The sequence below is a fragment of the Bacillus paramycoides genome, from assembly GCF_038971285.1.
In the GTDB taxonomy this organism is placed as follows: Bacteria; Bacillota; Bacilli; order Bacillales; family Bacillaceae_G; genus Bacillus_A.
In genome coordinates this window covers 4,764,753-4,783,623 of record NZ_CP152427.1, presented here as the reverse complement: position 1 = coordinate 4,783,623, position 18,871 = coordinate 4,764,753, and the positions used below count along the sequence as shown (strand labels likewise).

Annotated in this window: 23 protein-coding genes and 1 riboswitch; of the genes, 18 read left to right on the top strand and 5 right to left on the bottom strand. The window is 37.8% G+C overall.

The window, feature by feature from the left end:
- Positions 1-252 precede the first annotated feature (252 nt).
- The gene (locus tag AAG068_RS25020; protein ID WP_000218968.1) at positions 253-618 is read left to right on the top strand and encodes an arsenate reductase family protein; all 366 of its coding nucleotides are present in this window, start codon (positions 253-255) and stop codon (positions 616-618) included.
- Between the two features lie 41 nt (positions 619-659).
- Complete coding sequence (gcvH, locus tag AAG068_RS25015; RefSeq protein ID WP_000026896.1) at positions 660-1,043, top strand: glycine cleavage system protein GcvH; 384 nt, start codon at positions 660-662, stop codon at positions 1,041-1,043.
- A 160-nt stretch (positions 1,044-1,203) separates the two neighbouring features.
- Here the strand turns inward: gcvH and AAG068_RS25010 are convergent, their stop codons facing one another.
- Positions 1,204-1,353 (bottom strand): hypothetical protein, encoded by a 150-nt coding sequence (locus AAG068_RS25010; protein ID WP_342716204.1) that lies wholly within the window; start codon positions 1,351-1,353, stop codon positions 1,204-1,206.
- 67 nt (positions 1,354-1,420) lie between these two features.
- Between AAG068_RS25010 and AAG068_RS25005 the strand changes: the two genes are divergently transcribed.
- The 14 genes from AAG068_RS25005 (at position 1,421) to yunB (ending at position 14,175) form a co-directional block, all read left to right on the top strand.
- Complete coding sequence (locus AAG068_RS25005; RefSeq protein WP_000640866.1) at positions 1,421-1,765, top strand: toprim domain-containing protein; 345 nt, start codon at positions 1,421-1,423, stop codon at positions 1,763-1,765.
- A gap of 3 nt (positions 1,766-1,768) precedes the next feature.
- Positions 1,769-2,077, top strand: coding sequence for a thioredoxin family protein (locus tag AAG068_RS25000; RefSeq protein WP_342716203.1), 309 nt, complete (start codon positions 1,769-1,771; stop codon positions 2,075-2,077).
- A gap of 154 nt (positions 2,078-2,231) precedes the next feature.
- Complete coding sequence (locus AAG068_RS24995) at positions 2,232-2,576, top strand: hypothetical protein (RefSeq protein ID WP_342716202.1); 345 nt, start codon at positions 2,232-2,234, stop codon at positions 2,574-2,576.
- Between the two features lie 125 nt (positions 2,577-2,701).
- Positions 2,702-2,809, top strand: a riboswitch (SAM riboswitch).
- Between the two features lie 299 nt (positions 2,810-3,108).
- A complete protein-coding gene (locus AAG068_RS24990; protein WP_098668823.1) occupies positions 3,109-4,134 on the top strand; it encodes a methionine ABC transporter ATP-binding protein in 1,026 nt (341 codons plus the stop codon).
- The gene (locus AAG068_RS24985) at positions 4,127-4,792 is read left to right on the top strand and encodes a methionine ABC transporter permease (RefSeq protein ID WP_342716201.1); all 666 of its coding nucleotides are present in this window, start codon (positions 4,127-4,129) and stop codon (positions 4,790-4,792) included. Before AAG068_RS24990 ends, AAG068_RS24985 begins: the two co-directional genes overlap by 8 nt.
- A 23-nt stretch (positions 4,793-4,815) precedes the next feature.
- On the top strand, positions 4,816-5,628 hold the full coding sequence (gene metQ, locus AAG068_RS24980; RefSeq protein WP_000735086.1) for a methionine ABC transporter substrate-binding lipoprotein MetQ: 813 nt from the start codon (positions 4,816-4,818) through the stop codon (positions 5,626-5,628).
- Between the two features lie 238 nt (positions 5,629-5,866).
- Positions 5,867-6,652: a Fe-S cluster assembly ATPase SufC gene (gene sufC, locus AAG068_RS24975; protein WP_000929160.1), complete on the top strand. Its 786-nt coding sequence runs from the start codon at positions 5,867-5,869 to the stop codon at positions 6,650-6,652.
- Between the two features lie 15 nt (positions 6,653-6,667).
- Positions 6,668-7,960: a Fe-S cluster assembly protein SufD gene (gene sufD / locus AAG068_RS24970; RefSeq protein ID WP_078418196.1), complete on the top strand. Its 1,293-nt coding sequence runs from the start codon at positions 6,668-6,670 to the stop codon at positions 7,958-7,960.
- Positions 7,960-9,180 (top strand): cysteine desulfurase SufS, encoded by a 1,221-nt coding sequence (sufS, locus tag AAG068_RS24965; protein ID WP_001020769.1) that lies wholly within the window; start codon positions 7,960-7,962, stop codon positions 9,178-9,180. Before sufD ends, sufS begins: the two co-directional genes overlap by 1 nt.
- Positions 9,170-9,601, top strand: a complete 432-nt coding sequence (gene sufU / locus AAG068_RS24960; protein WP_000009523.1) for a Fe-S cluster assembly sulfur transfer protein SufU — start codon at positions 9,170-9,172, stop codon at positions 9,599-9,601. Before sufS ends, sufU begins: the two co-directional genes overlap by 11 nt.
- 48 nt (positions 9,602-9,649) lie before the next feature.
- On the top strand, positions 9,650-11,047 hold the full coding sequence (gene sufB / locus AAG068_RS24955; RefSeq protein ID WP_001118827.1) for a Fe-S cluster assembly protein SufB: 1,398 nt from the start codon (positions 9,650-9,652) through the stop codon (positions 11,045-11,047).
- 558 nt (positions 11,048-11,605) lie between these two features.
- On the top strand, positions 11,606-13,021 hold the full coding sequence (locus AAG068_RS24950; RefSeq protein WP_342719810.1) for a bifunctional metallophosphatase/5'-nucleotidase: 1,416 nt from the start codon (positions 11,606-11,608) through the stop codon (positions 13,019-13,021).
- Positions 13,022-13,086: 65 nt separating this feature from the next.
- A complete protein-coding gene (locus AAG068_RS24945) occupies positions 13,087-13,389 on the top strand; it encodes a YunC family protein (RefSeq protein ID WP_000248463.1) in 303 nt (100 codons plus the stop codon).
- Positions 13,390-13,443: 54 nt separating this feature from the next.
- Positions 13,444-14,175, top strand: coding sequence for a sporulation protein YunB (yunB, locus tag AAG068_RS24940; protein WP_342716198.1), 732 nt, complete (start codon positions 13,444-13,446; stop codon positions 14,173-14,175).
- 36 nt (positions 14,176-14,211) lie between these two features.
- Here the strand turns inward: yunB and AAG068_RS24935 are convergent, their stop codons facing one another.
- Entirely contained in the window at positions 14,212-15,195 is a 984-nt protein-coding gene (locus tag AAG068_RS24935) for a M23 family metallopeptidase (protein ID WP_342716197.1), read from the bottom strand.
- 189 nt (positions 15,196-15,384) lie between these two features.
- On the opposite strand from AAG068_RS24935, the gene lipA reads away from it, so the two are divergent.
- A complete protein-coding gene (gene lipA / locus AAG068_RS24930; protein ID WP_000166375.1) occupies positions 15,385-16,281 on the top strand; it encodes a lipoyl synthase in 897 nt (298 codons plus the stop codon).
- A 17-nt stretch (positions 16,282-16,298) separates the two neighbouring features.
- Here the strand turns inward: lipA and AAG068_RS24925 are convergent, their stop codons facing one another.
- Together AAG068_RS24925 and AAG068_RS24920 are read right to left on the bottom strand one after the other, a co-directional pair.
- A complete protein-coding gene (locus tag AAG068_RS24925) occupies positions 16,299-16,781 on the bottom strand; it encodes a YbaK/EbsC family protein (RefSeq protein ID WP_342716195.1) in 483 nt (160 codons plus the stop codon).
- Positions 16,782-16,855: 74 nt separating this feature from the next.
- Complete coding sequence (locus AAG068_RS24920) at positions 16,856-17,410, bottom strand: histidine phosphatase family protein (protein WP_342716194.1); 555 nt, start codon at positions 17,408-17,410, stop codon at positions 16,856-16,858.
- Between the two features lie 133 nt (positions 17,411-17,543).
- On the opposite strand from AAG068_RS24920, the gene AAG068_RS24915 reads away from it, so the two are divergent.
- Positions 17,544-17,987, top strand: coding sequence for a hypothetical protein (locus AAG068_RS24915; protein ID WP_342716193.1), 444 nt, complete (start codon positions 17,544-17,546; stop codon positions 17,985-17,987).
- 22 nt (positions 17,988-18,009) lie between these two features.
- Here the strand turns inward: AAG068_RS24915 and AAG068_RS24910 are convergent, their stop codons facing one another.
- Positions 18,010-18,825, bottom strand: coding sequence for a YhfC family intramembrane metalloprotease (locus AAG068_RS24910; protein ID WP_342716192.1), 816 nt, complete (start codon positions 18,823-18,825; stop codon positions 18,010-18,012).
- Between the last annotated feature and the right edge of the window lie 46 nt (positions 18,826-18,871).

Genomic DNA, 18,871 nt, shown 5'->3' with positions numbered 1-18,871 from the left:
AAGGGTTAACAAAGAAAAATGGGAGCTAATCAAACGTTTGTTTAAGGTGTATGTTCGGAGGGTGGATGAGAGAAGAATCAAAAAAAATTATATATTTATTTTTTCTTAACAAATGGCGGAAAAATAAGAAAAATTTGCAGGATTATTAAAAATTATCACGAAATAAGTAAAAGTTTAGCGAATAATCGTTTGAAATAATAAAACGTTTTCTATATGATAAAGGTAAAGGTTAGTAAAAAAGTAGGTGAATTTATGACAGTAACATTTTATTCATATCCAAAGTGTGGCACATGTCAAAAAGCAAAGAAATGGTTTGAGGCAAACGATGTAGCATATGAGATGATTCATATTGTTGAAAATCCACCATCAAAAGAAGATTTACGTAATTTACATGAAAAAAGTGAATTACCATTGAAAAAATTCTTTAATACAAGTGGAATGCGTTACCGTGAACTTGGTCTGAAAGATAAGTTAAAAGATGCAAGTGAAGACGAAATGTACGAGCTTTTAGCATCTGATGGCATGTTGATTAAACGTCCAATTGTAACAGATGGAACGAATGTAACACTTGGTTTTAACGAAGAGCAGTTTGAAAGTGTGTGGAAAAAGTACCAATAAGGTATTTTTACATAATTAATACATTCACTGGAGGTACAGTCATGAGCATTCCAAATAATTTACGTTACTCTGAAGAACACGAATGGGTAAAAACTGAAGGTAATGAAGTTGTTATCGGTATTACTCACTTTGCACAAGGTGAGCTAGGCGATATCGTATTCGTTGAACTTCCTGAAGTAGGTGCAACAATTGAAGCTGACGAGCCATTCGGAAGCGTAGAATCTGTTAAAACAGTTTCTGAGTTATACGCGCCTGTAAGCGGTAAAGTTGTAGCAGTAAACGAAGAATTAAGTGACCAACCAGAACTTGTTAACGAATCTCCATACGAGGGTGCATGGATGGTTAAAGTTGAACTTTCTGATGCAAGCCAAGTTGAGAAGTTATTAACTGCTGAAAAATATGCAGAAATGACAAACCAAGACTAATTATAGTCGACTAAAGGACAGCCTTTGTGCTGTCCTTTTTTATTTTGTGTTACATAATACATTTAAAATCGAGCGAAAATGAATAAGCTATTATGGGAATGAACGTTTTTTGGTAAGGTTTCATGGGCTTGGTAATCTGAACAGTCGGTTCCACTTTTCTTTATTGTCCAGCTCTAGCGGCTAGATTGTTCGGTGGCTTCGCTCCTTCCTGCAAGGCAAAAAGCGCCTTTACGTCAGAAGCTCCATCCCCCTCACAATCTGAACGAGCCGGTTCCGCTTTTCTTTTGCAAAAATAAACAGGAAACAACATGAAAATAACGAATATACTATATACTAAGTTAAAGGTTGTATAGTATATGGTGATCGGGTGATGACATATGATTTATGTGGAAAAAGTCATTATTGTAGAAGGTAAATCAGATAGAAGAAAGATTGAATCTATTATTCGTGAACCGGTGGAAATTGTTTGTACAAATGGTACAATTGGTTTGTCGAAAATGGATGAGCTCATTGATCAGTTTTTTGATAAGGAAGTGTATGTACTTGTGGATGCTGATGATGCTGGAGAAAAGTTAAGGAAACAATTTCGAAAAGAATTTCCGCAAGCAGAGCATATTTATATTGATCGCTCGTACCGAGAAGTGGCAACTGCGCCATCTTCACACTTAGCAAATGTACTATGGGGAGCTGACATTGACGTTTATACAGAATATTTACGGTAAGGAATGATAGAAGTGATTGACTGGACAGGAGCCGAAGCAACAGCCCTAATAGAGACTGAAGAAAAAACAGTGTTATATGTATATACTCCAATGTGTGGAACATGCCAATTAGCAAAAAAAATGTTAACTGTCGTTGAGATGACAATTGAAGACTTGAAAATTGGAATGTTAGATTTAAATTATGCTCCGCATTTAGCGAAAGAGTATGGGATCGAAAGTGTGCCGTGTTTACTTGTTTTTGAAAATGGGACACTCATGAAGAAGATATATGCATTTCATTCGGTTGAATATTTATATACGGAATTAAAGTAGGCGGCAAAGTTTTTGCCGCCTCGACATATTTCTTGGGAAATATGTCGAGATGCAGGGTGGTTACAGTATTTGTCGAGCGAAAGTAACAGGATTGCTCTTTAGTAAGAGGGAATGGTATGTGTAATAGAAAGTGATATGAAGGATGTGATTTAAGGTGAAATTATATTCTTTGCTGCAATCATTTGTAAATTACGCTAATGGTCAATATCATTTAGAGCCGCTTTTAAGACAAGGAGAAAAAACTGTTAATTTCCGCTTTGGAGATGAAAGTTATTCGTTACAAATTTCAAGAGATTATATAGAACTGCTACATGAGGAAATAGGGACGGAGCAAATTGTTTGTGTAGATGAAGAAGATGTAAAACAATTGGTAAACGGCAATGTACGATTGCAAATGTTAATGAACGATGGACGTGTACAATATTCGGGAACATATCGAACGATGCTATTAGTCGAATCGATGTTTCACATATGTAAACCGATGTCAGTAGGGGCTTAAAATTCTGAAGGTTCATTTTTTACGAAAATTTCTGTTGACATGGTGTGTGGATATTGATACAATTCAATTCATAAAATATAGACAATTTCATAAATTACAAATCAGACGAAAATGTAATCTGATTTCTCTTATCAAGAGAGGTGGAGGGACTGTGCCCTGTGAAGCCCGGCAACCGTCAACTTATGTTGAAATGGTGCCAATTCCTGCAAAGCAAATGCTTTGAGAGATGAGAGAGAGGGATAATGCTGTTATATACGCACATAAACCTTTCTGCTTCTCTAAAGCAGAAAGGTTTTTTTATTGTTTGAATGTGGAGGACATTCAAATAATAAAAGTAGTGATACCGGTGGACTACACGCATTAAACATAAAAAATTGCGGAGTCGACCCAAAATCTAGCTTCAGCGGCTAGAACAGTCGGTCGTTTCATCCCTTCCTATGAGGCAAAAAGCGCCTCTACGTCAGGGATTCGGGCGTCCTCTTGTTCTAAACGAGCCGCTTACGCTTTTTATTAAAAAAAGGGGTGATACACCATGATTCTATTAGAGAATGTAAAGAAAATATATAAAGCAAAAAGCGGTGATGTCACTGCTGTAGATAACGCCAATTTAAAAATAGACAAAGGTGAAATCTTTGGTGTTATCGGATATAGTGGCGCTGGGAAAAGTTCTTTAATCAGATTGTTCAATCAGTTGGAGAAACCAACTTCTGGCCAAATTACAATTGCAAATCGTGTGATTTCAGCAATTACAGGAAGTGAACTTCGTAAGGCAAGGCAAGAAATCGGAATGATTTTTCAGCATTTCAACTTACTTTGGTCACGAACTGTACGCGAAAATATCGAGTTCCCGCTTGAAATTGCAGGTGTTGACAAGGCGAAGAGAAGAAAACGCGTGGATGAGTTAATTCATCTTGTTGGATTAGAAGGAAGAGGAGATGCGTATCCATCTCAGCTGAGCGGAGGACAAAAGCAACGTGTTGGTATTGCGAGAGCGTTAGCTAACAATCCGCAAGTACTTTTATGTGATGAAGCAACGTCAGCTCTTGATCCAGAAACGACAGATCAAATTTTAGATTTATTATTAGATATTAATAAGCGTCTCGGTTTAACAATTGTACTCATTACACATGAGATGCACGTGATTCGAAAGATTTGTAATCGAGTGGCGGTAATGGAAAAAGGAAAGATTGTAGAAACGGGTCCAGTACTTGATGTATTCCGTAATCCACAGCAAGATATTACAAAACGATTTGTAAAGCAATTAACAGATTCTGAAGATACAAATGAAACGATTGAAAGTTTAATTGAAAAATATCCAGATGGTAAAGTAGTTCGTTTGCAGTTTATCGGTGAAGCTGTAGAAAGACCAGTACTTCAAAGATTAATGCAACGCAGTGATATAGAAGTTAGCATTTTGCAAGGAAATATCGCACAAACGAATGACGGTTCTTACGGTAGTTTAGTTGTTCATTTAAATGGTGAGGAAACAGCGATTCAGCAAGCAATAGAGGGAATACATCAAGATCAAGTAGAGCTGGAGGTGATTGCACATGGATAAGTTACTCACAAATGTTGATTGGAATCAAATGTTAGAAGCAACTGGTGAAACGTTATATATGACGGCAATCGCTGCTCTTGCCACATTTGTTTTAGGACTAATTTTAGGATTGTTACTCTTTATGACAGCGAAAGATAATTTATGGGAAAACAAGACGGTTAACACAGCGATTGGAGCGTTCGTAAATATATTCCGTTCGATACCGTTTATTATTTTAATCATTTTATTAATCCCATTCACAAAGATCTTGCTTGGAACAATTCTTGGAGCAAGTGCAGCGTTGCCAGCTTTAATTATTGGAGCGGCACCATTTTACGCAAGAATGGTTGAAATTGCACTTCGTGAAATTGATAAAGGTGTAATCGAAGCTTCAAAAGCAATGGGAGCAAAAACAAGCACAATTATTTTGAAAGTGTTAATTCCAGAATCGTTACCGGCATTAGTATCTGGTATTACGGTTACGACAATTGCTTTAGTAGGCTATACAGCAATGGCGGGAGTTGTTGGTGCTGGTGGTCTTGGAACACTTGCATATTTAGAAGGATTCCAACGAGGAAATAACGATGTAACAATCGTTGCGACAATTTGTGTATTACTAGTTGTATTTTTCATTCAGTGGATTGGTGATCGTGTAACGGTTCGAATAGATAAACGATAATAAAAAACGGGAGGATGTTACAAATGAAAAAATTATTACTTACAGCACTTATTTCAACTTCAATTTTTGGGTTAGCTGCTTGTGGCGGGAAAGATAAAGATGAAAAGAAATTAGTTGTGGGGGCTTCTAACGTACCGCACGCTGAAATTTTAGAAAAGGCAAAGCCGTTACTTGAGAAAAAAGGAATTGAATTAGAAGTGAAAAAGTTCCAAGATTACGTGTTGCCAAATAAATCGTTAGCGGATAAGGATCTAGATGCAAACTACTTCCAGCATATTCCGTATTTAGAAAAAGAAATTAAAGATAAAAAATATGATTTTGAAATAGCGGGGAAAATTCATATTGAACCAATTGGTGTATACTCTCAAAAATATAAGAGCTTAAAAGAACTTCCAGACGGGGCGACAATTATTATGAGTAATTCCGTTACTGACCATGGACGTGGTTTAGCAATTTTACAAAAAGAAGGCATTTTAAAAATTAAAGACGGAGTAGATCCAGTTAGTGCAACTCCAAAAGATATTGCAGATAATCCGAAAAACTTAAAGTTCAAAACGGATATTGAGCCTGGTTTGTTACCACAGGTGTATAACAATAAAGAAGGCGACGCTGTTTTAATTAACTCAAACTATGCAATTGATGCGAAATTAAACCCAGAAAAAGATGCAATTGCAATTGAAGGTGATGATTCTCCATATGCAAACGTAGTAGTGGTTCGTAAAGGTGATAAAGATAAAAAGGCGATTAAAGAGCTAGTAGAAGTATTGCATTCAAAAGAAATTCAAGACTTTATTACTAAAGAATATAAAGGTGCTGTACTTCCGATAAGTGAATAAATAGAAGGAAAGGACTGGTAATTTTCCAGTTCTTTTTTCTTTATATAAATAAGAAGAAAGGTGTATCATAGAAAGATGTAAATGAAATACTTATATACATTTGTGAAAAAATTGTTACTTTTTTTCGTCGTTTGCGATATCATTTTATTTGATATAAAATTAGAATGAGAATAAAATGAGAATATGAACGTTTTAGGAATTTTTAAAATGTATATATAGGATTAATGGAGGTATTGAGATGGCTGGTTCTACATTAACGGTTAAAGACTTACACGTATCAATTGATGGCAAAGAAATTTTAAAAGGTGTAAACCTTGAAGTAAAAGGTGGAGAAATCCACGCAATTATGGGACCTAACGGAACAGGTAAATCAACTTTATCTTCTGCAATTATGGGTCACCCAAAGTATGAAGTAACAGAAGGTAGCATCATCATCGACGGTGAAGATGTATTAGAAATGGAAGTAGACGAGCGCGCGCAAGCAGGTCTATTCCTAGCAATGCAATATCCAAGTGAAATTAGCGGAGTAACAAACGCTGACTTCTTACGTTCTGCAATTAACGCACGTCGTGAAGAAGGCGATGAAATTTCTCTTATGAAATTTATCCGTACATTAGATAAAAACATGGAATTCCTAGAAATGGATCCAGAAATGGCACAACGTTACTTAAACGAAGGTTTCTCTGGTGGAGAGAAAAAACGTAACGAAATTCTTCAATTAATGATGATTGAGCCAAAAATCGCAATCTTAGACGAAATCGACTCAGGTCTTGATATCGATGCATTAAAAGTTGTATCTAAAGGTATTAACGAAATGCGCGGTGAAGAGTTCGGTTGCCTAATGATTACGCATTACCAACGTTTATTAAACTACATCACTCCAGACTTCGTTCACGTTATGATGAACGGTCGTATCGTTAAATCTGGTGGCCCTGAGCTTGCACAACGTCTAGAAGCTGAAGGTTACGACTGGATTAAAAAAGAATTAGGTATTGAAGACGAAACAACAGAGCAAGAAGCGTAAGAGAGGAGCATAAACATGACAATCGGTACATTACCTTTCGATCAAGAAACAATCCGTCAACGCGCAAGCGAAGTAAACGAAGCTGCTTGGTTGACTGAGTTCCGCTTACAAGCTCTTGCACAAGCAACTGAACTTCCAATGCCAACGCCTGATAAAACGAAAATTGAAAAATGGGACTTTATCGGAAAAGGCGACGCTGCTAAGCAAGAGCCTGTAAGTTCTTTAACAGAGCTTCCAGAAGCAGTGAAAAACTTAATCGATGAAAACAACAGCGTATTAGTACAACGCACTGGTACAACTGCATTCGTTTCTTTAGCAGACGAAGCAAAAGAAAAAGGTGTTATTTTTACAGACATCGTAACAGCTGCAACTGAGCACGCTGAGCTAGTACAAAAGTACTTAATGAAAGACGGCGTGAAAGTAGACGAGCATCGTCTAACTGCACTTCATGCTGCATTAATCAACGGCGGTGCATTCGTATATGTTCCGAAAAACGTTGTTCTTGAAACCCCACTTCAAGCTGTATTCTTAGTAGACGGCGAAGAAGCTAACGTATATAACCACGTATTATTCGTAGCTGATGCGAACAGTACTGCAACTTATGTGGAAAACTACGTTGCAAATGAAAATGCTAAAGGTATTGCAAATATCGTAGCAGAAGTAATCGTGGAACAAGGCGCACAAGTGAAATTCGGTGCGGTTGATCTATTAGCAAAAGACGTAACAACTTACGTTAACCGCCGCGGCACAGTAGGACGCGACGGCCGCATTGATTGGGCTCTAGGCCTTATGAATGACGGAAACACAATCTCAGAGAACGTTACAAACTTAATGGGCGACGGTTCATATGCTGATACGAAAACAGTAACAATTGGTCGTGGTAACCAAACACAAAACTTTACAACTAAAGTTGTTCACTTCGGTAAACACTCTGAAGGTTGGATTTTAAAACACGGTGTACAAAAAGATAGTGCAACATCTATCTTTAACGGAATTGGTAAGATTGAACACGGTGCATCTAAATCAAATGCACAACAATCTTCTCGCGTTCTTATGTTAGATGAAAAAGCACGCGGTGATGCAAACCCAATTCTTCTAATCGACGAAGATGATGTAATGGCAGGTCACGCAGCTTCAGTAGGTCGCGTAGATCCAGTCCAACTATACTACTTGATGAGCCGTGGTATTCCAAAACGCGAAGCAGAACGTTTAGTCATCCATGGATTCTTAGCACCTGTAGTTAATGAGCTTCCAATTGAAGGAGTAAAGGCACAGCTTGTTGAGGTAATTGAAAGGAAAGTTCGCTAATGAATATTCATGAAATACGCAAACAGTTTCCAATTCTTGATCAAAAAGTGAACGGCAAACAACTTGTTTATTTCGATAGTGCAGCAACTTCTCAAAAACCAATTCAAGTCATTGAAACGTTAGAACGTTACTATAAAGAATATAATTCTAACGTGCATCGCGGTGTTCATACGCTCGGTACGAAAGCTACCGACGCGTATGAAGGTGCACGCGAGAAAGTTCGTAAGTTTATTAACGCGAAATCAATGGAAGAGATTATTTTCACGCGCGGAACGACAACTGCATTAAATACAGTAGCGGCTAGCTATGGTCTTGAGAATGTAAAAGAAGGCGATGAAATCGTTATTTCTTACATGGAGCACCATAGTAACATCATTCCGTGGCAGCAAGTTGCGAAGAAAACTGGTGCAACTTTAAAATACCTTCCGCTTCAACCAGACGGTACAATTTCTTTAGAAGATGTTCGTCAAACAGTTACACCGAATACAAAAATCGTTTCTATTATGCAAGTTTCAAACGTGCTTGGAACGATTAACCCTGTAAAAGAAATCGGAGCAATCGCACACGAAAATGGCGCAATTATGGTCGTTGACGGTGCACAAAGTACACCTCATATGAAAGTAGATGTACAAGATTTAAACTGTGATTTCTACGCATTATCTGCTCATAAGATGTGCGGACCTACAGGTATCGGCGTATTATATGGTAAGAAAGAATTGCTAAACAATATGGAGCCAATTGAATTTGGCGGTGAAATGATTGATTTCGTAGATTTACAAGAATCTACGTGGAAAGAGCTTCCGTGGAAGTTTGAAGCAGGTACGCCGATTATCGGTAATGCAATCGGACTTGGTGCGGCAATTGATTTCCTAGAAGAAATCGGTCTTCATAATATTGAAAAGCATGAGCATGAATTAGCGCAATACGCTTTAGAAAGACTATCAGAAGTAGATGGCGTTACAATTTATGGTCCAAAGCATCGCGCTGGTCTTGTTACATTTAATATTGAAGACGTACATCCTCACGATGTAGCGACAGTATTAGATGTAGAAGGTATTGCGGTTCGCGCAGGACACCACTGTGCACAACCGCTTATGAAGTGGCTGAAAGCTTCTTCAACAGCACGTGCGAGCTTCTATTTATATAATACAAAAGAAGAAATTGATACATTTGTTGAATCGCTAATCAAGACAAAGGAGTATTTCACAAATGTCATTTAATAATTTAGATACGTTATATCGTCAAGTTATTATGGATCATTATAAAAATCCTCGTAACCATGGCGTGTTAGAAGATAGTGTTACAGTTAACTTGAACAATCCAACTTGCGGTGATCGTATTCAACTTACGATGAAAGTAGAAGAAGGTATTGTGCAAGAAGCGAAGTTTGAAGGAGAAGGATGTTCTATCTCAATGTCTTCAGCTTCAATGATGACACAAGCAGTAAAAGGTAAGAAAATTGAAGAGGCACTTCAGCTTTCTAAAATTTTCTCTGACATGATGCTAGGAAAAGAGTACGATGACAGCATCGATTTAGGAGATATTGAAGCATTACAAGGCGTATGCAAGTTCCCTGCACGTATTAAATGTGCAACATTAGCGTGGAAAGCGTTAGAAAAGGGCTTAAACGAAGATAAGTAATGTTAAAGGTTCCTAAAAACGAGGTTATCTAAGGAGGGACACACCAACATGGCGAAGCAACTGCCAGATATCGGCGATTACAAATATGGTTTCAAAGACAAAGACGTTTCGATTTTCCGTGCTGGACGCGGTTTAACAAAAGAGATCGTTGAAGAGATTTCACGTATGAAAGAAGAACCACAGTGGATGTTAGATTTCCGTTTAAAATCACTGGATAAGTTCTATGAAATGCCAATGCCACAATGGGGCGGCGACTTAAACGACTTAGATTTCGATGAAATTACGTACTACGTAAAACCATCTGAGAAATCTGAGAAGTCTTGGGATGAAGTACCTGATGAAATTAAAGCAACATTTGATAAATTAGGTATTCCAGAAGCTGAGCAAAAGTATTTAGCTGGTGTATCTGCACAGTACGAATCTGAAGTTGTATACCACAACATGAAAGAAGACCTAGAAGCTCTAGGAATCGTCTTCAAAGATACAGATAGCGCATTAAAAGAGAACGAAGATATTTTCCGTGAGCATTTCGGAAAAGTAATCCCACCAACAGACAACAAATTCTCTGCATTAAACTCTGCAGTTTGGTCTGGTGGATCATTCATCTACGTTCCAAAAGGTGTTAAAGTTGATACACCACTTCAAGCGTATTTCCGTATTAATTCTGAAAATATGGGACAATTCGAGCGTACGCTTATTATCGTAGACGAAGGCGCACATGTACACTACGTAGAAGGTTGTACAGCACCTGTTTACACTACTAACTCACTTCACAGTGCGGTAGTAGAAATCATCATTAAGAAAGATGCATATTGCCGTTATACAACAATCCAAAACTGGGCGAACAACGTATACAACCTAGTTACAAAACGTGCGGTTTGTGAAGAAAACGCAACGATGGAATGGATTGACGGTAATATCGGATCTAAATTAACGATGAAATACCCAGCAGTTATCTTAAAAGGCGAAGGCGCTCGTGGTTTAACATTATCTATCGCGATTGCTGGTAAAGGCCAACACCAAGATGCTGGTGCGAAAATGATTCACTTAGCACCAAACACGTCTTCAACAATCGTTTCTAAATCGATTGCGAAGCATGGTGGTAAAGTAACTTACCGTGGTATCGTACACTTCGGACCAAAAGCGAAAAACTCTCGCTCTAACATCGAGTGTGACACGTTAATCATGGATAACCAATCTACATCTGATACAATTCCCTACAACGAAATCAAAAACGATTACGTTTCACTTGAGCACGAAGCGAAAGTGTCGAAAGTATCAGAAGAACAATTATTCTACCTAATGAGCCGCGGTATTTCTGAGCAAGAAGCTACAGAAATGATCGTAATGGGCTTCATCGAGCCATTCACTCGCGAACTTCCAATGGAATACGCAGTTGAAATGAACCGCCTGATCAAATTTGAGATGGAAGGTTCTATTGGTTAATAGATAAAGTAGAAGCGCCCTGCTGTGCAGGGCGCTTTTTTATGTTGTGTGAGCTGGGCTTGGGGTTAGGATTAGCTGAGATACCCAGGTAGGTTTTCAGCTAAATATATCGGCGATTTTTCAAATATATCGACCATAACTCGGAATATATCGGCGATTATTTCAATATATCGACGATTCGACAAGGGATATCGACTTATCAACAAATTACGACATAGCAGAACTGGGCATATACCCCTCAATATTTAGAGGAAAGAGGGGCACCTATTCATAAAGCGCCGAATTGAAGTAGTTGATGCTAAGATACTGACAAACCCATGGGGGGAATCCACCAAAATACTCGTAAAACCACTCAACAAACTTTCTGATAAATCCCCGCGTTACCAACTAATCCACAAACTAGAAAAATAAAGTTTTCATATCAAAAAGGGCAATCTTTTGCTTTTTCCCATAATGCGAGTACAATGTAAAATAGCAAGAAAAGACGAAAAGTATTTACAGGATTATTGCGTGCGCATAGCGTAAATGGCAGTAAGGAACTGAGAGGAGGTTTTTTCTCTGAATATAAATAAAGAAACAATCATCCACCTTTATCATACAAACGATATACATAGTCATTTTGAAAATTGGCCGCAAATTTCTCGGTTTGTACAAGGAGAGAAAAAGCGAAGACAGGAAGCGGGAGAGACCGTTTTGACGGTTGATATCGGTGATCATGTGGATCGTTTTCATAGTATTTCGGAAGCGACGAATGGACTGGGCAATACGAAGCTTTTGAATGAGGCATTATATGATTATGTAACGATTGGAAATAATGAAGGAATTACGTTAGCGAAGGAGCATTTGAATCGTCTATATGATGATGCTGGATTTGAGGTGCTCGTCGCGAATTTATTTGAAAAAGAAGGTGTACGTCCGGAGTGGGCAAAGCCTTATAAATTACATACAACGACAGATGGGATTACGATTGCTTTTATCGGATTAACGGTTGCTTATCCAGAGTTTTACCATATGCTCGATTGGCATATTGAAGATCCGCTTATCCATTTAGAGTCTATTTTAGAAGAAGTGCGAGATGAGGCTCATATTACAGTTGTCCTTTCTCATCTTGGAAAAAGCATGGATGAGTATATGGCGGAGCATTATGATGTAGATGTTATTTTAGGGGCACATACGCATCATTTATTTGAGCGAGGCGTTCTTATGAATAATACATTACTTTGTTGTTGTGAAAAGTGGGGACGTTACGTTGGGCACGTTCAGCTTACTGTGGATAAAGAGACGAAGAAGCTGTTGAAAAAGGACGGTAGGGCGATTAAGACAGAACGTTTAGGTGCTTATAGCAAACCGTTATCCACAATTGAATTGCTGCAGGAAGAAAGTAAACAAATTATGGCAGAGCCTGTCGTTCATTTAAAGGAATCATTACCAGTCGATTGGTTTCAGGAGACAGCATTTTCTCACATGTTAGCAAATGCGCTGAGAACGTGGTGCGGTGCAGAGATTGGCATGGTGAACGTTGGTGTACTTCTTGAAGGATTAGAAGAAGGTGTTGTGACGCGCGGAGATATTCACAGAATTTGTCCACATCCCATTAATCCATGTTTATTAAAAGTGCCGGGGAAAACGTTACGAGAAGTTATTTTGAAAGCTCGCCGTCCGAATATGGAGAACCTTGAGGTAAAAGGATTCGGATTTCGCGGGAAAGTGATGGGGAAAATGATTTACGCTGGTGTAGAAGTCATTCCAGATACGATTCCTGGAAATAAAATTTTACTCGAAGATGTATTGATTAACGGGGAATCGCTAGAATTAGATCGCATATATACAGTAGGAACGATTGATATGTTTACATTCGGCTACTTATACCCAGAGCTATCCACACTTTCTGACAAACAATATTATATGCCAGAACTACTTAGAGATGTGTTAACAGACATGTTAATAACTTATACATCTTCCGTCAAACTATAGGCTAGTTAACTTGTAACACTCATTTTTCTCTTGTCATACAGATAAGAAAGAGAGGAGTGTGAACTATGGTTAATGTGGAGCCAATTATAATCGATAATTATACGTTTATTGCGGTTAGCGTCAAACTACCAAAGACAAATTTGCTAGCTGTAATGAGCGATAAAGGATATATTATGTGCGGTGCATTAGATGTAGGTCTTTTAAATGAGAAGTTAGGGGATCGAGGAATTATTGCTGGTCGCGCGGTTGGTGTAAGAACGATTGAACAACTTCTTGAAGCACCGCTAGAATCAGTAACGATTGAAGCCGAAGCTTTAGGTATTACGGCTGGCACAATCGGAAAAGAAGCATTATTAAAAATGAGATAAGCATATATCGTCCCTCCTTCTTGCATAGAAATGATATAAGAAGGAGGGTTTTTTATGAGTATATTTCGTTCGAAAAATTCGCGGTTTCGAAGGGGACCTATTTCCTTTCGGCACATACTGCTTATGTCGTTTATTCTTTTTATCATATTACTCGTGCAAGGATTATGGATTGTGAATAGTAGTATTCAGCCGACATTAATTAAATATGGAGAAGTAGAGACGCATAAGATGGCGACAGCGGTTATGACGAAGGCGGTAAAGGACAGAATTAATGAAGGGTTCGATGTCGATTCATTAATGAAAGTACAAAATGATAAAAACGGGAAAGTATCCACAATTAATTTAAATACGAAGCAAGTAAATGAAATCGTAACGTCAACGACCACATACATAGAAAAATATTTACAGCAAGTAGAGCAAGGTGATTTGAAGGGGCTAGGTATTTCTGAAAAAAATGGGGCGACAATGGCAGTTCCTTTTGGTCGCATAACGGATAATGCGCTTCTTGGAAATATAGGACCCGATATTCCAATTGATTTCACGACGATTGGTCATGTGAATACGGATATTAAACAAAAAATTGAGCCGCACGGAATCAATACGACAGCGATTCAAATTATTATGGAGATGGAAGTAACGTTGCAAGTCATTATTCCATTTCATACGAAAGAAATAAAGGTAAAACAAGATGTTCCAATTGCAACGCGTATCGTTCAAGGGGAAGTGCCTACTTATTATGGAAGTGGGAGTGTTGTTGTACCTGATAAAAAGAAAACGGATAGTTAGCTATAAATAAAAAATAACCGTAGCAATGTGCTACGGTTATCGTTTTGTATTTGCGCGTTCTTTTCGCTCCCAAAGACTTAAATGCATATATGGATCGAAAGCCCATTCTGTATAGCCATTGTCTTTATACATGCCGAAATGTAGGTGGGGAGGGAATTTTCCAGCTGTGCCGGGAGGGCCGTAACCAGTGCTACCAACAAATCCGATTACTTTTCCAGGCTCGACAATTTGTCCGAGCTGTATTTCTTTTGAGAATCCGCCTAAATGAGCGTAATAATGATAATTATTATGAAGGTCGCGAATACCGATACGCCATCCGCCAAGGCGATTCCAGCCTTTTGTTTCAATGATGCCATAGCAAGTAGACCTTACTGGTACGCCATAGCCTGCAAAAATATCAGTTCCTTCATGAACTCTTCTTCCCCCAAAACTTCTTCCAGCGCCGAAAGTACTGCGGTAGCTATGATCACTACGAATCGGAAGAGGGAAAGCATTTCCTTCTAAATTAATACGTCCGTAATGTTTATAAATTTGGGCGTATTCGGTAATTAATTCAACTGTTTTCGCACGTCTATAATATTCCCAAAGCATAATGTGAATACGGTCTTCGGACGTTCCTTGTTTCTTTAAAATTGTTGCTGCTGTATGCAAAAGATCACGGTCGTTATTTGCATTTGCAAATCCATCTTTGTCACCATCTAAACCTAACCCGCCAAATAGAGCAATTGTATGGGGAAGAGTGTCGTTACCATTAACAGATCCAGCCCATATTTCTGGTTTGAAATAGAGGGAGATGATGGCATCTGGTTTTTTCGGAATATCTTTTCTTACGCTCCGTATATTTCTTTCATATTGATCCATTGCAGCTAAGTAATACCACGGAATGCCTGAAGATTGCTCGGTTTCTTTATATAGTGCCATGCGCTTTTCGTATATGCTTTGCTGATTATCTTCACCGTAAGCGATGTTTTGGTGGAGAAGAAAGCAAATCGAAAGCAAAAGAGAAATTTTTCGAAGCATGAAATAGACTCCTTTCACATCATCACTCTTTTTAGTGTGGGATATACGGAGTATTTCATTATAGGGAACGATTGGAAAAAATCTTAGAATCTTCATTTGAGCAAATCGCTTTCATACGTTAGAATAGATATGTTACATTGAAAGAAGCGAACACGGTAAACTATTTCATATTGTGCGGAGTTGATAACCATGACAAAACAAACAGAATATAAGCGCAAGCCCGAATGGTTGAAAATTAAGTTAAACACGAATGAAAACTATACAGGCTTAAAGAAAATGATGCGTTCTAAAAATCTTCATACAGTTTGTGAAGAAGCGAAATGTCCGAATATTCATGAATGCTGGGCTGTAAGAAAAACAGCAACATTTATGATTTTAGGTGCGGTTTGTACACGTGCTTGTCGTTTTTGTGCGGTTAAAACAGGCTTACCAACTGAGCTTGATTTACAAGAACCAGAACGCGTAGCAGATTCTGTAGTACAAATGGGCTTAAAGCACGTTGTTATAACAGCGGTTGCACGTGATGATTTAAAAGATGGTGGAGCAGCTGTTTTTGCTGAAACAGTACGCGCTGTACGCCGTAAAAATCCATTTACGTCAATCGAAGTATTACCATCTGATATGGGTGGAGTAGAAGAAAACTTAAAAATGTTAATGGATGCAAAACCAGATATTTTAAACCATAACATTGAAACAGTACGTCGATTATCTAACCGAGTTCGCGCTAGAGCAAAATATGACCGTTCATTAGAGTTTTTACGTCGAGCGAAAGAAATGCAGCCTGATATTCCAACTAAATCGAGCATTATGGTGGGGTTAGGTGAAACGAGAGAAGATTTAATTGAAGCAATGGATGACTTACGTGCAAACAATGTGGATATTTTAACTCTTGGACAATACCTACAACCATCTAAGAAGCATTTACCAGTTCTTAAATATTACCCACCAGCAGAATTTGCAGAGCTTAAAGAAATTGCACTTAGCAAAGGCTTTAGCCACTGTGAAGCTGGTCCACTTGTACGTTCTTCTTACCATGCGGACGAGCAAGTTCGTTCTGCAAAAGAAAAAACAGCAGAAGCAAAATAATGAAAAAAAGAGAGCTATTATAAGCTCTCTTTTTGTTTATATTCTAAAACAGTATTTGAGCATGTTAATAAGATTTTCTTTAATTCCTCTGTGGATAATTCAATTGTAAATTCAGGTACACCAGGTGTAATTAAAATTTTGTCGTACGTATAAATAGCACAATCCACAATAATTGTTACATGTTGTGAATAACCGAAAGGAGCGACACATCCTGGCGTACAGCCAGTTTTGTCTCGCATTTCATCAGGAGAACAGAGAGATAAGCGTTCCCCCGTTATTTCTTTCATCTCTCCCCGGTTGAGTCTTGTACCCTCTAACGTGAAAAATACGTAATAATCTCCAGACCTTGATTTTAAAAATAAGCTTTTACTTGGAGTACCTTGTAAGCCAAGCCTTTCACGTACGATACGATCTGTTTCATAATCGAGTACCGGTTCGTGCTCAAACTTTTCGTAAGAAGCATTTGTTTTATGTAGTAAAGCAAGTACATCTTCGTACATATGGAGTGATACCCCTTTCTATTGTTCGTACAGTTTCTTCTCGTGGCGTCAACTGAATGTGTTGGAAAGAGATATTACTTGGATGGTGCTTCCCATAATCGTTTTATAGTACATTGTTCATCGATTATAATTTCATAAACATCAGGATTCGTTAAAGCTCTCCATTCATTAAAGCCGATCGTATGATCAAAGTGCTTTAAAATGAGCGTAAGTAAGTTTCCATGTGTAACGAGTAGTGTTGTAGTATGGTTTAATTTTAAAACGTCTTGGATAAGCGATATAGCACGGTTCATTGCTTGTTTTGTCGACTCTCCGCCTGAAAAGGCAATATCTATATTTGTAAAAGTAGATTCTAGTTTTTGCATCCAATCGTCCATTGGAACGTCGCTTAATATGCGTTCAGCTAATCGTTCATCTTCTTCGATAGACAAGTTAGCTTGGAGCGCATAGGGCCGAATAGAATCGATAGCTCGCACAAATGGGCTTGAAATAATATGATCTATTTGTGGTTGGTTTTCTAAGAGGAATGTAGCAAGAATGTTTGCTTGATTTTTTCCTGCAATCGTTAATTCGGCACCACGTTCTTGGCCAGTTGCTGAACAATGTCGTATTACAATCAATTTCTTCATAATTTATCCCCATCTTTCAAGTTGACGCTATATACTTCGACAAATGTGGAAATAATTCCTTTTTATTGGAAACGGCATATTGATTTTAATATGTGGAAAAGTAATGTGGACAACGAACATTTGAGGTACACTTATGAAAAAAATGATATGTATTATATTCAGTCTTTATTTCTTTCTGCACTTGTCCACAACATATGCGGAATCGAAGGCAAAATTAAATTATCCAAGCAATCGAAATAAATCGTTTGAGAGTGAGGATATGTTTTACGAACAGTTAGATAAAAAGATGTATAAAGAATATAAAAATGCAGCATATAGCGTTCGAAAGAAAATCTTATTTAAAGAAGTACCCGATGAAAAATTTTCTTTTAGGCAAAAAACAGCCGTGGGTTGTAGGAGTAGAGTGGTGCTTCAAGATTCTTTTATTCATCCTGATCGCCAAGTTTATTTTTTTGCTTCCTTTTCTCAAACTGAAGTAGAAGAGCTTCAGAAGTACATCGTTATAGATGCAGAAACGAAGAGGGAGCTGCAAGAAGGAAAAAGCTATCATCATTGCGATAATCTATATAAAAAATAACCCACCAACAGGCGGGTTATTTTTATTCCGGCACACTCATTAATTTTTCTTTCATTTTACGAATAAGAATGACAGCACCAATTGTGAAGAGAAGGGTAATTCCTTCTGCAACAAAGATGTTGATTGTTTTTGTTTGGTAAAGTGCTGCGAAAAAGTCTACAAATGCGTGGAATAATATAGCGTAAACAAGGAAGATATATTTCTTCTGTTTTACTGCGTATAAGACAAGCATCGTAAAGGCAATTTGCAACACAAGAGCCATAATTCTTTCCAAGCTGCCAAGGAAGTATAAATAAGCAGGTTGTTCTATTAACATATCCTTTACAACATTTAATTGTGGTAGTTTTTCTGCCATTTGAGCGAAGCTACCGTTGTTAATAGCATTTGCGAATATAAGTGTCTGTAATGCCGAGAATCCGCCGACTAAAATAGATTCAATCCCGCCGTGACCTATTCCGTAAGCAAAACCATCTTTATATTCTTGATATTTTTTTAATAGGAAGAAGAAGGCAACGAAACGTCCTAATTCTTCAAAAATACCAGCGGTTAGACCGCCATAAAGTGCGAAGACAAATGAATTTTCTAAAATTGGAGCGATTGATGGATTACCGCGCATAAATAGGTGGAATGGTGTTTCGAGAATTTGAGTAAACCCAATAAAAATAAGAACACCGACGCCGACTACTTTCCAATTAATATGATATTTTTTACGAAAATAAACAAACGCAATAATAGGTACCAGAATCGAAAGCACAAGTTGAATTGTGATACTGGCAATTACTGTACTTGAAACCATACTTTCACCGCTTTCTAATATATGTACATATCTATTATGCATGAAATATAGTGGAGATGAAACTTTTAACAAAAAAATGAATTTACTT

Coding starts and splice junctions, on each gene's coding strand:
- AAG068_RS25020 (WP_000218968.1), top strand. CDS start 253: ATGACAGTAACATTTTATTCATATCCAAAGTGTGGCACATGTCAAAAA.
- gcvH (WP_000026896.1), top strand. CDS start 660: ATGAGCATTCCAAATAATTTACGTTACTCTGAAGAACACGAATGGGTA.
- AAG068_RS25010 (WP_342716204.1), bottom strand. CDS start 1,353: ATGTTGTTTCCTGTTTATTTTTGCAAAAGAAAAGCGGAACCGGCTCGT.
- AAG068_RS25005 (WP_000640866.1), top strand. CDS start 1,421: ATGATTTATGTGGAAAAAGTCATTATTGTAGAAGGTAAATCAGATAGA.
- AAG068_RS25000 (WP_342716203.1), top strand. CDS start 1,769: ATGATAGAAGTGATTGACTGGACAGGAGCCGAAGCAACAGCCCTAATA.
- AAG068_RS24990 (WP_098668823.1), top strand. CDS start 3,109: ATGATTCTATTAGAGAATGTAAAGAAAATATATAAAGCAAAAAGCGGT.
- AAG068_RS24985 (WP_342716201.1), top strand. CDS start 4,127: ATGGATAAGTTACTCACAAATGTTGATTGGAATCAAATGTTAGAAGCA.
- metQ (WP_000735086.1), top strand. CDS start 4,816: ATGAAAAAATTATTACTTACAGCACTTATTTCAACTTCAATTTTTGGG.
- sufC (WP_000929160.1), top strand. CDS start 5,867: ATGGCTGGTTCTACATTAACGGTTAAAGACTTACACGTATCAATTGAT.
- sufD (WP_078418196.1), top strand. CDS start 6,668: ATGACAATCGGTACATTACCTTTCGATCAAGAAACAATCCGTCAACGC.
- sufS (WP_001020769.1), top strand. CDS start 7,960: ATGAATATTCATGAAATACGCAAACAGTTTCCAATTCTTGATCAAAAA.
- sufU (WP_000009523.1), top strand. CDS start 9,170: ATGTCATTTAATAATTTAGATACGTTATATCGTCAAGTTATTATGGAT.
- sufB (WP_001118827.1), top strand. CDS start 9,650: ATGGCGAAGCAACTGCCAGATATCGGCGATTACAAATATGGTTTCAAA.
- AAG068_RS24945 (WP_000248463.1), top strand. CDS start 13,087: ATGGTTAATGTGGAGCCAATTATAATCGATAATTATACGTTTATTGCG.
- yunB (WP_342716198.1), top strand. CDS start 13,444: ATGAGTATATTTCGTTCGAAAAATTCGCGGTTTCGAAGGGGACCTATT.
- AAG068_RS24935 (WP_342716197.1), bottom strand. CDS start 15,195: ATGCTTCGAAAAATTTCTCTTTTGCTTTCGATTTGCTTTCTTCTCCAC.
- lipA (WP_000166375.1), top strand. CDS start 15,385: ATGACAAAACAAACAGAATATAAGCGCAAGCCCGAATGGTTGAAAATT.
- AAG068_RS24925 (WP_342716195.1), bottom strand. CDS start 16,781: ATGTACGAAGATGTACTTGCTTTACTACATAAAACAAATGCTTCTTAC.
- AAG068_RS24920 (WP_342716194.1), bottom strand. CDS start 17,410: ATGAAGAAATTGATTGTAATACGACATTGTTCAGCAACTGGCCAAGAA.
- AAG068_RS24915 (WP_342716193.1), top strand. CDS start 17,544: ATGAAAAAAATGATATGTATTATATTCAGTCTTTATTTCTTTCTGCAC.
- AAG068_RS24910 (WP_342716192.1), bottom strand. CDS start 18,825: ATGCATAATAGATATGTACATATATTAGAAAGCGGTGAAAGTATGGTT.